Here is a 12,897-nt window from a genome sequence, read left to right as displayed (position 1 = left end):
GTGACAGAGATATCACTGAGTGAAACCAGCCTAGGATGTCAACTCCTCCTCGTCAATCCCAGCATTCGGTTGGCGGTGGACCATGCTCTGGACGCCATGCACACTGAGCACATGCCTTCGACTGGAGTCCGCCTCGTGGCCCGCCGCCACGTCGACTTCCGTCGTGTCTCCAGCGCGATGTGCCGTCGTTCGGCCTGACCGCGCGCTGATTCGTTCCCGTCGGCGCCCGGCGCGCTGACGACGCCCCCACCACAAGCACCTCCGGGCTCGCACGCGCACCGAGCGCCTCGAAACCCCGGAGGATGGCGATGGTCCCGCCGCAGACGTCACCGCGCGCCAAGCAGCGTCGCGGCGAGGGGCAGTGGGCGCTCGGTTACCGAGAGCCGCTGAACCCCAACGAGCGGAGCAAGAAGGACGACAACCCGCTCAACGTCCGCACCCGCATCGAGAACATCTACGCCCACGGCGGTTTCGACTCCATCGACCCGGCCGACCTGCGCGGACGGTTCCGCTGGTACGGCCTGTACACGCAGCGCAAGCCCGGCATCGACGGCGGCCGCACGGCCACGCTGGAGCCGGAGGAGCTGGACGACGAGTACTTCATGATGCGCGTCCGCAGCGACGGCGGTGCGCTCACCACGCAGCAGCTCAAGGTGCTCGGCGAGATCTCGCAGACCTATGCGCGCGACACCGCGGACATCACCGACCGGCAGAACATCCAGTACCACTGGATCCGGATCGAGGACGTTCCCACGATCTGGCAGAAGCTCGAAGCCGTCGGCCTGACCACGATGGAGGCGTGTGGCGACAGCCCGCGCGTCATCCTCGGTTCACCGGTCGCGGGCATCTCCGAGGACGAGGTCGTCGACGGCCAGCCTGCGATCGACACGATCCTCGAGCGCTACATCGGCGACCCGCGCTTCTCCAACCTGCCGCGCAAGTTCAAGACCGCCATCTCCGGCCTGCAGGACGTCGCGCACGAGATCCAGGACATCGCGTTCGTCGGCGTGCACCACCCCGAGCACGGGCCCGGCTTCGACCTCTGGGTCGGCGGAGGCCTCTCCACCAACCCCATGCTGGGCAAGCGACTGGGCGCCTGGGTGCCGCTGGACGAGGTGCCGGACGTGTGGGAGGCGGTCATCAGCGTCTTCCGCGACTACGGCTACCGCCGGCTGCGGCACCGCGCGCGCATCAAGTTCCTCGTCGCCGACTGGGGGCCCGAGAAGTTCCGCCAGGTCGTGGAGGACGAGTACCTCGAGCGCAAGATGCTCGACGGCCCTGCGCCCGAAGTGCTGAGCCAGCAGGTCGACCACATCGGCGTGAACAGGCAGAAGGACGGCCTGTTCTACGTCGGCGCGGCGCCGGTCGCGGGCCGCGTGTCCGGTTCGATCCTGGTCGAGGTCGCGAAGGTCGCCGAACGCGCGGGTTCCACGCGTGTCCGGTTCACGCCGCACCAGAAGATCATCGTGCTGGACGTCGCCGAGTCCGAGGTGCCCGCCCTCAAGAGCGACCTCGCCAAGCTGGGCCTGCAGGTCGACCCGTCGCCGTGGCGGCGCGGCATCATGGCCTGCACCGGCATCGAGTTCTGCAAGCTCGCGATCGTCGAGACCAAGGCCCGCGCCGACAACCTCGTCACGCAGCTCGAGGCCAACCTCAAGGACATCGTCGACGGCGTCACGGCGCCGATCACCGTGCACATCAACGGCTGCCCCAACTCCTGCGCCCGCATCCAGACCGCGGACATCGGGCTGAAGGGCCAGATCGTCACGGACGACCAGGGCAACCAGGTCGAGGGCTTCCAGGTGCACCTCGGCGGCGGGCTCGGCCTCGACGCCGGGTTCGGCCGGAAGCTGCGCGGCCACAAGGTCACCGCGGACGAGCTGCCCGAGTACGTCGAGCGCGTGGTGCGGAACTTCGTCGCCCAGCGCGAGACCGACGAGCGCTTCGCGCAGTGGGTCGGCCGCGCGGACGAGGGGTCGCTGCGATGAGGGCCAGCCGACGTACGTGTCTCAGCGGAGGCTGCCATGAGTGAGAGGGCGACGCCGTTCTACTGCCCCTACTGCGGTGACGAGGACCTCCGGCCGCAGGAGGAGCCCAGCTACGCGTGGCTGTGCACCGGGTGCCGCCGCGTCTTCAAGGTCTCGTTCGTCGGGCTCAACCTGCCGCAGGAGGTGAAGAAGTGAGCGATCTCAAGGAAGACCTCAGGATCGTCGCCGAAGCCGCGCAAGAGGAGCTGGCAGGCGCTTCCGCTGTCGAGGCTCTGGAGTGGACCGCGCGCACGTTCGGCGACAGCTACATCGTCGCGTCGAACATGCAGGACGCCGTGCTGATCGACCTCGCCGCGAAGGTGAAGCCGGACTTCGACGTGCTGTTCCTGGAGACGGGCTACCACTTCCCGGAGACCATCGGCGTGCGCGACGCCGTCGGGGTCGTCTACCCGCAGGTGCGGATCGTCAACGCCGCCGCCGAGCAGTCGGTCGAGGAGCAGGAACGCGAGTTCGGCCTGCTGTACCAGTCGGACCCGGCCACGTGCTGCAACCTGCGCAAGGTCGTGCCGCTGCGCAGGGAGCTCGCGAAGTACGACGCGTGGGTCACCGGTGTGCGCCGCGTGGACGCGCCGACCAGGGCGAACACGCCGATCGTGCAGTGGGACGAGCGCAACGGCCTGGTGAAGATCAACCCGATCGCGCCGTGGAGCGACGACGAGTTCAACGCCTACATCCGCGAGAAGGGCGTCCTCGAGAACCTGTTGGTGCAGGAGGGATATCCCTCGATCGGCTGCCTGCCGTGCACCGCGAAGCCGTTGCCGGGGCAGGACGCCCGCAGCGGACGGTGGGCCGGTCAGTCGAAGACGGAATGTGGGTTGCACGGATGACTCTGGCTCTGGACACCCTGGGACGCCTCGAATCGGAGGCGATCCACATCTTCCGCGAGGTCGCGGGCGAGTTCGACCGGCCGGTGATCCTCTTCTCCGGCGGCAAGGACTCGACGCTGCTGCTGCACCTCGCGATCAAGGCGTTCTACCCGGCGCCGGTGCCGTTCCCGCTGCTGCACGTCGACACCGGCCACAACTTCGACGAGGTCATCGAGTTCCGCGACCGCGTCGTCGCGCGGCACGGTCTGCGCCTGGAGGTCGCGAAGGTCCAGGACTGGATCGACGACGGCCGCCTCGAGGAGCGCCCGGACGGCACGCGCAACCCGTTGCAGACGGTGCCGTTGCTGGACTCCATCACGCAGCACAAGTTCGACGCCGTCTTCGGCGGCGGGCGCCGGGACGAGGAACGCGCCCGCGCCAAGGAGCGGATCTTCAGCCTGCGCACGGCGTTCGGCCAGTGGGACCCGAAGCGCCAGCGCCCCGAGCTGTGGAACCTCTACAACGGCCGGCACCGCGCGGGTGAGCACGTCCGCGTGTTCCCGCTGTCCAACTGGACCGAGCTCGACGTGTGGAACTACATCGAGCGCGAGGGCATCGAGCTGCCGGACATCTACTACTCGCACCAGCGCGACGTGTTCCTGCGCGACGGCATGTGGCTCGCCGAGGGCCCGTGGGGCACCGCGCGCGAAGGCGAGACGTTGCAGCGCAAGACGGTTCGCTACCGCACGGTCGGTGACGGCTCCTGCACCGGTGCCGTCGAGTCCGACGCCGCCGACATCCGCGCGGTGATCGCCGAGGTCGCCGCGTCACGGCTGACCGAGCGCGGCGCCACGCGGGCCGACGACCGGTTGTCCGAGGCCGCCATGGAAGACCGCAAGCGGGAGGGGTACTTCTAGATGAGCGACCTGTTGAGGCTGGCCACGGCGGGCAGCGTGGACGACGGCAAGTCCACGCTCGTGGGCAGGCTGCTCTACGACACCAAGTCCGTGCTGGCGGACACGCTCGACGCCGTGCACCGCGCGAGCGCCGATCGCGGTCTGGCGACTCCGGACCTGTCGTTGCTGGTCGACGGCCTGCGGTCGGAACGCGAGCAGGGCATCACGATCGACGTGGCGTACCGCTACTTCGCGACGCCCAGGCGGTCGTTCGTGCTCGCGGACACCCCCGGACACGTGCAGTACACCCGCAACACGGTCACCGGTGCCTCCACCGCGCAGCTCGCGGTCCTGCTGGTCGACGCGCGCAAGGGCGTCATCGAGCAGACGCGGCGTCACGCGGCGGTTCTGGCGCTGCTGGGCGTGCCGCGGCTCGTCCTCGCGGTCAACAAGATCGACCTCGTCGGCTACGACGAGGTGACGTTCTCCCGCATCGCCAAGGAGTTCACCGCTCACGCCACCGCCCTGGGCTACACCGAGGACTCGGTCGTCGAGATCCCGGTGTCCGCGCTGGCCGGTGACAACGTCGTGGACAAGTCCGCGAACACGCCGTGGTACTCCGGCCCGACCCTGCTGGAGCACCTGGAGACCGTGCCTGTCGAACCCGACCCGCACGACGCCCCGTTCCGCTTCCCCGTGCAGTACGTGATCCGCCCGCGCACCGCCGAGCACCCCGACTACCGCGGGTACGCCGGTCTGATCGCCGCGGGCACGGTCAGGCCGGGCGACGAGGTCGTGGTGCTGCCGTCGGGTCGTCGCTCGACGGTCACGAAGATCGACACGGCGGACGGCGAACTGGCGGAGGCGGCGGCCGGCCAGTCCGTGACGTTGCTGCTGTCCGACGACATCGACATCTCCCGCGGCGACCTGATCGCGGTGGCGGGCAACGAGCCCAAGGTCACCGACGAGCTGGACGCCACCCTGTGCTGGCTCGCGGAGAAGCCCCTGCGGCCCGGCGCCCGAGTCCTCGTCAAGCACGGCACGCGCACCGTGCAGGCGGTGGTCACCGACCTGCGCGACCGCTTCGACGAGCAGACGCTGTCCAGTGTGGACAGCCCGCCCTCGCTGGAGCTCAACGAGATCGGCCGCGTGGCGCTGCGCCTCGCGGAGGAAGTACCGCTGGACGACTACAGCTTCAGCCGGCGCACCGGGTCCTTCCTGGTGATCGACGCGAGTGACGGCTCCACGCTCGCCGCCGGACTGGTCGGGGCTCCGCTGCCGTTGCTCGAGAACGGCGTGGAGAGCTGTACCGGGGGTAGCGCGGCTACCCCCGACAACCACGCCCTCGTGTCCCCCGGTCCCTGAAAGGCCCACTCCCCGTGAACCTCAAGCCCGCCATCGCCGTCGCACTGATCGCACTGACAGCCCTGTCCGGATGCAGCCGCGCCGGCGGCGGCGAGACCCCCGCCGCCGAGTCCAAGGGCGCCGCCGCCGAGGTTCGCCTCGGGTACTTCCCGAACGTCACGCACGCCGCCGCGCTGATCGGCGTGGAGAAGGGCCTGTTCGCGAAGGAGCTCGGCGGCACCAAGCTCACCACGCAGACGTTCAACGCGGGTCCCGACGAGGTGAACGCGCTGCTGGGCGAGTCCCTCGACATCGCCTACATCGGTTCCGGCCCGGCGATCAACGCCTACGCGAAGTCCCAGGGCGCAGCCGTCCGCCTCATCTCCGGCGCGACGTCCGGCGGCGCGCAGCTCGTGGTGAAGCCCGAGATCAACTCGATCGAGGACCTCAAGGGCAAGGTCGTCGCCACGCCGCAGCTCGCGAACACGCAGGACGTGTCGCTGAAGAAGTACCTGGCGGAGAAGAACCTCACCGGCCAGGTCACCGTGCAGAACGTGGAGAACGCGGCCTCGCTCGACCTGTTCAAGAAGGGCGACATCCAGGCAGCGTGGGCGCCGCAGCCGTGGTCGGCGCGCCTGGTCGCCGAGGCGGGCGCCAAGGTGCTGCTCGACGAGAAGACGCTGTGGGAGGGCGGGGCGTTCCCGACCACCGTGGTCATCGTGCGGACGAAGTTCCTGCAGGAGCACCCGGAGACGGTCGAGGCCGTGCTGAAGGGCCACGTCGCCGCGATCGACTGGGCGAAGGCGAACTCCGCCGAGGCGAGGAAGACGGCCAACGCCGCGCTGGAGAAGCTCACGTCCAAGAAGCTCGGCGACAAGATCCTCGACGCCGCGTGGGACAACATCGAGCTGACCACCGACGCGCAGGCCAAGCACTTCCCGCAGCTCGCGAAGGACGCCGTCACCGCCGGTGTGGCGAAGGAGGCCGCGAACGTCGCGGGCTACGCCGACTTCACGCTGCTGAACAAGGTCCTCCAGGCACAGGGCAAGCCGCAGGTGCAAGCAGCCGGTCTGGACAAGAAGTAACTCTCCGAGGGGACACGGACATGACCGCCACGCTCGAGACCACTGCTCTGTCTACTGTGGACACCGCCGTCGAACTGACCGGCGTCCGCAAGGTGTTCGGCCACGGCAGCTCGGCCGTGGTGGCGCTCGACGGCGTCGACCTCAAGGTCAAGCCGGGTGAGTTCGTCTGTCTCCTCGGCGCGTCTGGCTGCGGCAAGACCACGCTGCTGAACATCGTCGCCGGCCTGGACGGCGCGACGTCGGGTGAGCTGCGGCTCAACACGTCGCGCCCGGCCGTGATGTTCCAGGAGCCGGCGCTCATGCCGTGGCTCACCGCGTCCCGCAACGTGGAGCTGGCGCTGCGCTTCGCCGGTGTCGGCCGGTCGGCGCGCAGGCGCCGTGCGCAGGAGCTGCTGGAGCTCGTGCGGCTCGGCGACGTCGCCGACAAGCGCCCGCACGAGCTCTCCGGCGGCATGCGTCAGCGCGTGGCACTGGCCCGCGCGCTGGCGTCCGCCACCGTCTCCGCGGACGGCGCTCCCGCCCTGCTGCTGATGGACGAGCCGTTCGCGGCCCTCGACGCCATCACGCGTGACGTGCTGCAGAGCGAACTGCTGCGCGTGTGGGAGACCACCAACACCGCGATCATCTTCGTGACCCACGACGTGCGCGAGGCCGTGCGCCTGGGCCAGCGCGTCGTGCTGCTGTCCTCACGCCCCGGCCGCGTCGTGCGCGAGTGGGACGTGACGGACTCCTCCGACGAGGTCCTCGGCGAGATCAACACCCATCTGCGAGAGGTCATCAGTGGCCACGCCTCCTGACACGCTCGACAAGGTCGGCGCCGGCCTCGACGCGCTGGACGCACCCGTCGAGGCGCACAGAGCGTCGCTGTGGCAGCGGTTCCTGAAGACGGGCGTGCCACCGCTCATCGCTTTCGCGTTGCTCCTGGGCGTGTGGCAGGGGCTCTGGGCTTCGGCGCTCCTGCCGGAGTTCCAGCTGCCGGCTCCGGTCAACGTGTGGAACGAGCTGGTCCGCTCGATCTCGTCCGGCGAGGCGTTCGGCATCCTGTGGACCTCGCTGCACCGCGCGGTGCTCGGGTTCCTCGCGGCCGTCGTGATCGCCACGCCCCTCGGCCTGCTGGTCGCGAAGGCCAGGGTGGTGCGCGCGGCGATCGGCTCGTTGCTGACCGGCCTGCAGTCACTGCCCTCGGTGGCCTGGGTCCCGGCGGCGATCCTGTGGTTCGGCGTGACCCCGTCGACGATCTACTTCGTGGTGCTGATGGGCTCCGTGCCGTCGATCGCCAACGGCCTGGTGGCGGGCATCGACCAGATCCCGCCGCTCCTGCCGCGCGTGGGACGCGCCCTCGGCGCCGGACGACTGGCCTCCGCCCGGCACATCCTGCTGCCTGCCGCCCTGCCCGGCTACCTGGCGGGCCTGAAGCAGGGATGGGCGTTCTCGTGGCGGTCGCTGATGGCCGCGGAGATCATCGCGACCTCGCCGCAGCTCGGCATCGGCCTCGGCCAGTACCTGCACAACGGGTCGTCGCTGAACGACATCAACATGGTGATCGCGGCGATCTTCCTGATCCTGCTGGTGGGCATCGGGATCGAGCTGCTGCTGTTCCGCCCCCTGGAGCGCGCCGTGCTGCGGGCCCGCGGCCTGACGGGGGCGCTGTGATCCCACTCGTCGCCGTCGCGCACGGCAGCCGCGATCCCCGCTCTGCCGCGTCGATCCACGCGTTGTTGTCCGTCGTGCGTTCCCTGCGGCCCGAACTGGACGTCCGCGGCTGCTTCCTGGACCTGTGCGCACCCCGGCTGAACGACGTGCTGCGCGGGCCGTCGGTGGTCGTACCTTTGTTGCTGGGCAAGGCTTATCACGCACGGGTGGACGTGCCGGCCGCTGTGGCCGAGTCGCGGGTGCCCGCTGTGGTCACCCCGGTGCTGGGGCCGGACCCGCGGCTGGAGTCTGCTGCCCTGCGGCGGCTTTCCGAAGCGGGCGTCGACTTCGGCGACCGGTCTTTGGGTGTGGTGCTGGCCGGAGCCGGGTCGTCGCACGAGCCCGCCAACGAGGCCGTGGCCTCGGTGGCGCGGCGGTGGGCCCGGGAGTCGGCTTGGGCTGGGGTGGAGGCCGCTTTCGCTTCGATCGCGTCGCCTTCCGTACCCGAGGCGATCGAGCGGTTGCGCTTGAAGGGGGCCACGCGGATCGCTGTCGCGTCGTGGTTCCTGGCGCCGGGGTTGTTGCCGGACAAGGTGGCCTCGCTGGCGGGCGATGCTGTGGTGGCGCGGCCGTTGGGTGACGACGTCGAGGTCGCTCAGCTGGTGCTGGACCGGTACGACGAGGCGTTGGCGCGGCAGGCGGTGGCGGCTTAGCCGTTCAACGGCCGGGCTTGATCTTCACGATCACCCGAAGAGGAATTGCCGGCCCTGCCTGCGATCCTGTTCGGATGCACATGTTCGTCGACGAGTCGGAACGTGGCGGCTACCTCATGGCAGCCGTTCTGGTGTCTCCGACCTCGCTGCACTCCTCGCGCGCGATGATGCGAGGCTTGCTGCTCCCCGGTTCCCGGCGTGTGCACTTCAGGACCGAGAAACCCGCGCGACGCAAGCTGATCGCGGACAGGCTGGCGGTCTGCGACTTCGTGGTGAACATCTACGCCGGCCGCGGGAAGAGCGAGCGAGTCCGGTCGAAGCTCCTGCCGTTGCTGGTCGAGGACGCCATCGGCCTCGGTGTCAGCAGGCTGGTGCTCGACTCACGTGACCCCGTCGCCAACGGCCGCGACCGGCTCCTGATCGGTACCCGCACCAAGGCCCACGAAGCCGGACTGGTGTACGAGCACATCCACTCCTCGGCCGAGCCCGCGTTGTGGGTGAGCGATGCGGTCGCCTGGTGCCACGGCGCCGGGGGCGACTGGAAGAGGCGGGTCGCGCCGGTCGTCGACCTGGAGCAGCTCAGATAAGCGCGAAGCCCAGGCAGCGACCGTCCGGACGCGCACCTGGGCTCACTTCCTCCACCTAGCGGCGAAGGCTATGCGCGCAGCCTAGCGCATTTGGCCCCAACCGCCGCACCCCAGGCCGCTGTCTAACCCTTCTGGGTGGACAGGTACCCGACCACGCCAGCCGATGCCGAGCAGCGCTCCCCGGCGATCGTCACCACCGTCCGTTCGGGCGAAGTGAACTGTGAACCGTTGACGTGAAACCTACTCATGAGTAGTCAGGTGACTACGCCGCGTGCTGGAAGTGTCCCTCGTCCACTCAACGGGGAGAGGCCATGAAGCTAGCCGGAATCGGGTCCCTGCTACTGGTACCGATGCTGATGTTCGCCTCCAACGCGTCAGCAGCCGCTCCGCAGACCATCACCTACAAGCTCCGGGCGAGCGCCGTCGGGCAGACCACGGACTTCACGCTCGACCAGGGCGTCGACGCGTCGGCGCCGGCGAGCGTCGCGCCGGGTGGCACCCTCGCGGTCACCATCGACCCCGCGCCCAACACCGTCCCGACCGAGGCGGGCGGGCGGCAGGTCCGGGAGATCAAGGGGCTCGCGCTCAAGCTGCCGGTGCCCGCCAACTCCTCGTTCAGGTCCGCAAGCCTCTCCGGCGGCGCAGGACTCGGTGGCACGCCGACGATCGGCCTCTCCGGCACCGACGTCGTGCTGACCGTGCCCGGTCCGATCAAGGGCGGCGCGCGCTTCGAGCTGCCGACCGTCACGATCAACCTCCAAGCGGGCGGCAGCGGCACGATCGCCGCGAAGCTGGGCGGCTCGAGCTACGACGCGCCCGGCCTCACCTTCACCGCGGTGGTCACCGTCATCGGCTTCCCGGTCAACGCCGCCGCCAAGGGCTACCCGGATCCCAGCCCCGTCCTGACGACCACGACCATCGGCTGACTGACGCCCCACCCCTGCCGGGCGTCAGTCAGCAGCTTCGACCGATGTTGAGCGACGTGCGCAGGTCTTCGAGCGAGACCCGCGCACGCCTCACTCCTGGACACTCGCCACCAGCTTCCCGAACGCCTCGGCCGTGTCGGCGCGGTTGAACTCGTACCAGGCCTCCAACGTCCGCGGCGTGTACGCCTCCAGCTCCGCCAGCACCTCACGCGCGAACTCCAACGCGCTCGCGCCGCCCGCCGTGATCACACCCCGGTCGCGCACCACGCGTTCGTCGCGGTAGAGCGCCGCTCCCCCATAAGTGCCCAGAGTCGCGCGGAAGTTCGACGTGTGCGCCACGTCGTCGAGCAGCCCCTCGGCCGCCAGCGCGACCGTCCCGCCGCAGATCGCCGCGACCGGCTTGCCCGCCTCGCGGAACCGGCGCGCCAGCCTGCCGAACTCCGCCAGCGCACGGCCCTCCCACCCGTCACCGCCCGGCATCACGAGCATCGCGGCGTCATCGAGGGACACGTCGGTCGCAGCGATGTCCGGCACCATCCGCACACCACCGACGGTGCGGATCGGGTCCGTCGTGAGCCCGACCGTCCGGATCTCGTAGCGCCCTGGCCGCTGCTGGAACCGTTGCAGGCTCACCTGCGCCGCCACGTGGCCGTACTGCCAGTCGGCGAGCTGGTCGGCCAGCACGAGGTACACCTTCTCGGATGTCATGCCGGCACACTGCCAAAACCGCACGGCTAAGGTCAGCGGCATGGCAGATGAGCTGGTCCACTACGAGGTGCGGCGTGGCATCGCGACGATCACGCTGGACTCCCCCCACAACCGCAACGCCCTGTCGTCACAGCTGCGCCGGGAGCTCCGCGAGCACCTGACCGCGGCCGCGAAGGACGACCAGGTGCGCGTGGTCGTGCTGACCCACACCGGCACCGTGTTCTGCTCCGGCATGGACCTCAAGGAGGCCGCCGGCGCGAGCGCGGGAGACCAGGGCGTCAACGAGTTCCCCGCGATCCTCGAACAGCTCTGGACCAGCCCGAAGCCGGTCGTCGCCGCACTCAGGGGCCCGGCCCGCGCGGGCGGTGTCGGCATCGTCGCGGCCTGCGACATCGCCATCGCCGCGAACGAGGCCACGTTCGCGTTCAGCGAGGTGCGGATCGGCGTCGTTCCGGCGGTCATCTCGGTGACCGTGCTGCCGCGCCTGCTCCCCCGCCAGGCGCACGAGCTGTTCCTCACCGGCGAGGCGTTCGACGCGCGCCGTGCCGTGGAGATCGGCCTGCTCAACTCCGCCGTGCCGCTGGACGGCGTCGACGCCGAGGTGCGCCGGTACACGGACATGCTCGCGCTCGGCGCGCCCACGGCGCTGGCCGCGACGAAGGAGATGCTGCAGCAGGAGCGGTCCACGAACCTCGGCGAGGTCTTCGCGGACATGCTCGAGCTGTCGGCGCGGCACTTCGGCGGCCCTGAGGGTCAGGAAGGGATCACGGCGTTCCGCGAGAAGCGCAAGCCCTCCTGGGTTCCCGCGGAGGACTAGAGCCTAGAACCAGCCGGTGCACTCGATCACGCCCCGCGACGACCCGCAGGCGCGCATGATCTTGCCGTCGTTCTTGAACGCCTCGGTGAACTTCGCGGTGCCCGAGTCGATCCTGGTGTACCCGAGGAACCCCTCGTGCCCGTCGCCCGAGGGGTTCTTGCGGTCGGTCCAGATCTCCTCGCCGGGCGTGCCGGACGAGATGCGGCCCCACGCGCACTTGGACTTGTTCGACGCGCGCAGCTCGACCACGCGGCCGGTCTGCATCGTCACCGGGTTGTCGCCGTCGGCGGTGTCGAACGGCGTGAAGCCCTGCTCCTGCGAGCAGTCGGGGTCACCGGCGAAGGAGACGGCCGGGCAGAGCACTCCTACGACCGCGACGACGCCGAGCGCACAGCCCAGGCGGCGGAAAAGCGTTCCCATGGAGCTGCACTGTCCACTCCGGACGGCAATGCCGCAGCCCGAGTCACCTTTCCGTGCGAACCACGCGCAGGGTCCGTTCACCTGATCCAGCGGTCCGCCTCGCGGCGTCGCGCAGGACCTCCGCGACGGACGGGTCCAGATCAGCGGGGACGACCAGCACGTACTCGCCCTCGGGCAGCCACGACAGATCGCTGAGGCTGTCGTGCAGGGCGTCGAGGTTCTGCCCGAACCAGGAGGGGAAGTCGAGAGCGCGGGCGATGGCCGCGATGGCGGCCTTCTTCTCCGTGACGAGGATGTGCCGCTTCACTTCTTCACGTCCACGACGACGAACGTCGAGTAGTGGTCGCCGGTGTAGAAGACCTCTTCCTCCGACCCGGTGACCATCCGGCGCGCGCCTCGGTCGGGACTGCCGGGCGTCGGCACGGTGTACTCCTTGTAGTACCCGGACTTCTGCTGCGGCAGCCGCTTCTCGCGGTTCTCGAACGTCACGCCGTCGTTGCGCGGGTACGGGAACGGGCCGTTGGCCTCGATCAGCTTCCACGTCTTCCCGGCCTCGGCGGGCAGCTTCGACAGCGCCTCGACGTCCAGCCCGGACCTCGCGCCGGGCACGGACTCACCGGAGACCGAACTCGTCACCACCGGTTTCGTGGTCCCGGGCGGCGGCGCCCCCGACGAGCCGTCCTTGACGAACCACCCGATGACGACGAGAGCGACCAGCCCGACCAGTGCGACGGTCAGGCGACGACCAGGACTCACGCGGCGACCTTCTCCGGCTCGGGTTCGGGTTCAGCCGGCGAGGCCGGGTTCTTCGCGCCCCAGTCCGCCACGCGGTCGATGAGCCGTGCCACGCCCAGGCAGAGCGGCAACACCACGATCATCACGACGGGGAACTGCACGGCGACGGGCAGCTGCACG

General features: G+C 69.7%; 16 protein-coding genes. 12 read left to right on the top strand and 4 right to left on the bottom strand.

What is annotated here, in order from left to right:
• The first annotated feature begins 308 nt into the window (after positions 1 to 308).
• The 11 genes from VM306_RS27980 (at position 309) to VM306_RS27930 (ending at position 10,037) form a co-directional block, all read left to right on the top strand.
• Positions 309 to 1,988, top strand: coding sequence for a nitrite/sulfite reductase (locus tag VM306_RS27980; protein WP_325520398.1), 1,680 nt, complete (start codon positions 309 to 311; stop codon positions 1,986 to 1,988).
• 36 nt (positions 1,989 to 2,024) lie between these two features.
• Entirely contained in the window at positions 2,025 to 2,183 is a 159-nt protein-coding gene (locus VM306_RS27975) for a hypothetical protein (RefSeq protein WP_030472080.1), read from the top strand.
• Entirely contained in the window at positions 2,180 to 2,875 is a 696-nt protein-coding gene (locus VM306_RS27970; protein WP_325520389.1) for a phosphoadenylyl-sulfate reductase, read from the top strand. Before VM306_RS27975 ends, VM306_RS27970 begins: the two co-directional genes overlap by 4 nt.
• The gene (gene cysD, locus VM306_RS27965; protein ID WP_325520387.1) at positions 2,872 to 3,771 is read left to right on the top strand and encodes a sulfate adenylyltransferase subunit CysD; all 900 of its coding nucleotides are present in this window, start codon (positions 2,872 to 2,874) and stop codon (positions 3,769 to 3,771) included. Before VM306_RS27970 ends, cysD begins: the two co-directional genes overlap by 4 nt.
• The gene (locus VM306_RS27960) at positions 3,772 to 5,115 is read left to right on the top strand and encodes a sulfate adenylyltransferase subunit 1 (protein WP_325520385.1); all 1,344 of its coding nucleotides are present in this window, start codon (positions 3,772 to 3,774) and stop codon (positions 5,113 to 5,115) included.
• A 14-nt stretch (positions 5,116 to 5,129) separates the two neighbouring features.
• Entirely contained in the window at positions 5,130 to 6,179 is a 1,050-nt protein-coding gene (locus VM306_RS27955; protein ID WP_325520383.1) for an ABC transporter substrate-binding protein, read from the top strand.
• 20 nt (positions 6,180 to 6,199) lie between these two features.
• The gene (locus tag VM306_RS27950) at positions 6,200 to 6,976 is read left to right on the top strand and encodes an ABC transporter ATP-binding protein (RefSeq protein ID WP_325520381.1); all 777 of its coding nucleotides are present in this window, start codon (positions 6,200 to 6,202) and stop codon (positions 6,974 to 6,976) included.
• Positions 6,960 to 7,832 (top strand): ABC transporter permease, encoded by an 873-nt coding sequence (locus VM306_RS27945; protein WP_325520379.1) that lies wholly within the window; start codon positions 6,960 to 6,962, stop codon positions 7,830 to 7,832. Before VM306_RS27950 ends, VM306_RS27945 begins: the two co-directional genes overlap by 17 nt.
• A complete protein-coding gene (locus tag VM306_RS27940; protein WP_325520377.1) occupies positions 7,829 to 8,524 on the top strand; it encodes a sirohydrochlorin chelatase in 696 nt (231 codons plus the stop codon). The genes VM306_RS27945 and VM306_RS27940 overlap by 4 nt, the downstream gene beginning before the upstream one ends.
• Before the next feature lie 74 nt (positions 8,525 to 8,598).
• The gene (locus tag VM306_RS27935) at positions 8,599 to 9,111 is read left to right on the top strand and encodes a hypothetical protein (protein WP_325520375.1); all 513 of its coding nucleotides are present in this window, start codon (positions 8,599 to 8,601) and stop codon (positions 9,109 to 9,111) included.
• Positions 9,112 to 9,422: 311 nt separating this feature from the next.
• Complete coding sequence (locus tag VM306_RS27930; protein ID WP_325520373.1) at positions 9,423 to 10,037, top strand: cyclase; 615 nt, start codon at positions 9,423 to 9,425, stop codon at positions 10,035 to 10,037.
• A 90-nt stretch (positions 10,038 to 10,127) separates the two neighbouring features.
• Here VM306_RS27930 and VM306_RS27925 read toward each other — a convergent pair whose 3' ends face one another.
• Complete coding sequence (locus VM306_RS27925; RefSeq protein WP_325520371.1) at positions 10,128 to 10,745, bottom strand: DJ-1/PfpI family protein; 618 nt, start codon at positions 10,743 to 10,745, stop codon at positions 10,128 to 10,130.
• A 40-nt stretch (positions 10,746 to 10,785) separates the two neighbouring features.
• Between VM306_RS27925 and VM306_RS27920 the strand changes: the two genes are divergently transcribed.
• Positions 10,786 to 11,562 (top strand): enoyl-CoA hydratase-related protein, encoded by a 777-nt coding sequence (locus tag VM306_RS27920; protein WP_325520369.1) that lies wholly within the window; start codon positions 10,786 to 10,788, stop codon positions 11,560 to 11,562.
• A 3-nt stretch (positions 11,563 to 11,565) separates the two neighbouring features.
• On the opposite strand, the gene VM306_RS27915 is transcribed toward VM306_RS27920, so the two are convergent.
• Genes VM306_RS27915 through VM306_RS27905 form a run of 3 tightly spaced genes read right to left on the bottom strand, consistent with a single transcriptional unit; the run spans position 11,566 to position 12,738 of the window.
• On the bottom strand, positions 11,566 to 11,982 hold the full coding sequence (locus VM306_RS27915; RefSeq protein ID WP_325520367.1) for a hypothetical protein: 417 nt from the start codon (positions 11,980 to 11,982) through the stop codon (positions 11,566 to 11,568).
• A gap of 43 nt (positions 11,983 to 12,025) precedes the next feature.
• On the bottom strand, positions 12,026 to 12,289 hold the full coding sequence (locus VM306_RS27910) for a barstar family protein (protein WP_325520365.1): 264 nt from the start codon (positions 12,287 to 12,289) through the stop codon (positions 12,026 to 12,028).
• Entirely contained in the window at positions 12,286 to 12,738 is a 453-nt protein-coding gene (locus VM306_RS27905) for a ribonuclease domain-containing protein (protein ID WP_325520363.1), read from the bottom strand. Before VM306_RS27905 ends, VM306_RS27910 begins: the two co-directional genes overlap by 4 nt.
• Positions 12,739 to 12,897 lie beyond the last annotated feature (159 nt).

The organism is Lentzea sp., from assembly GCF_035525475.1.
Classification (GTDB): domain Bacteria; phylum Actinomycetota; class Actinomycetes; order Mycobacteriales; family Pseudonocardiaceae; genus Lentzea.
The sequence above is the reverse complement of the archived record's forward strand: the minus strand, read 5'-3'. Positions and strand labels throughout refer to the sequence as shown.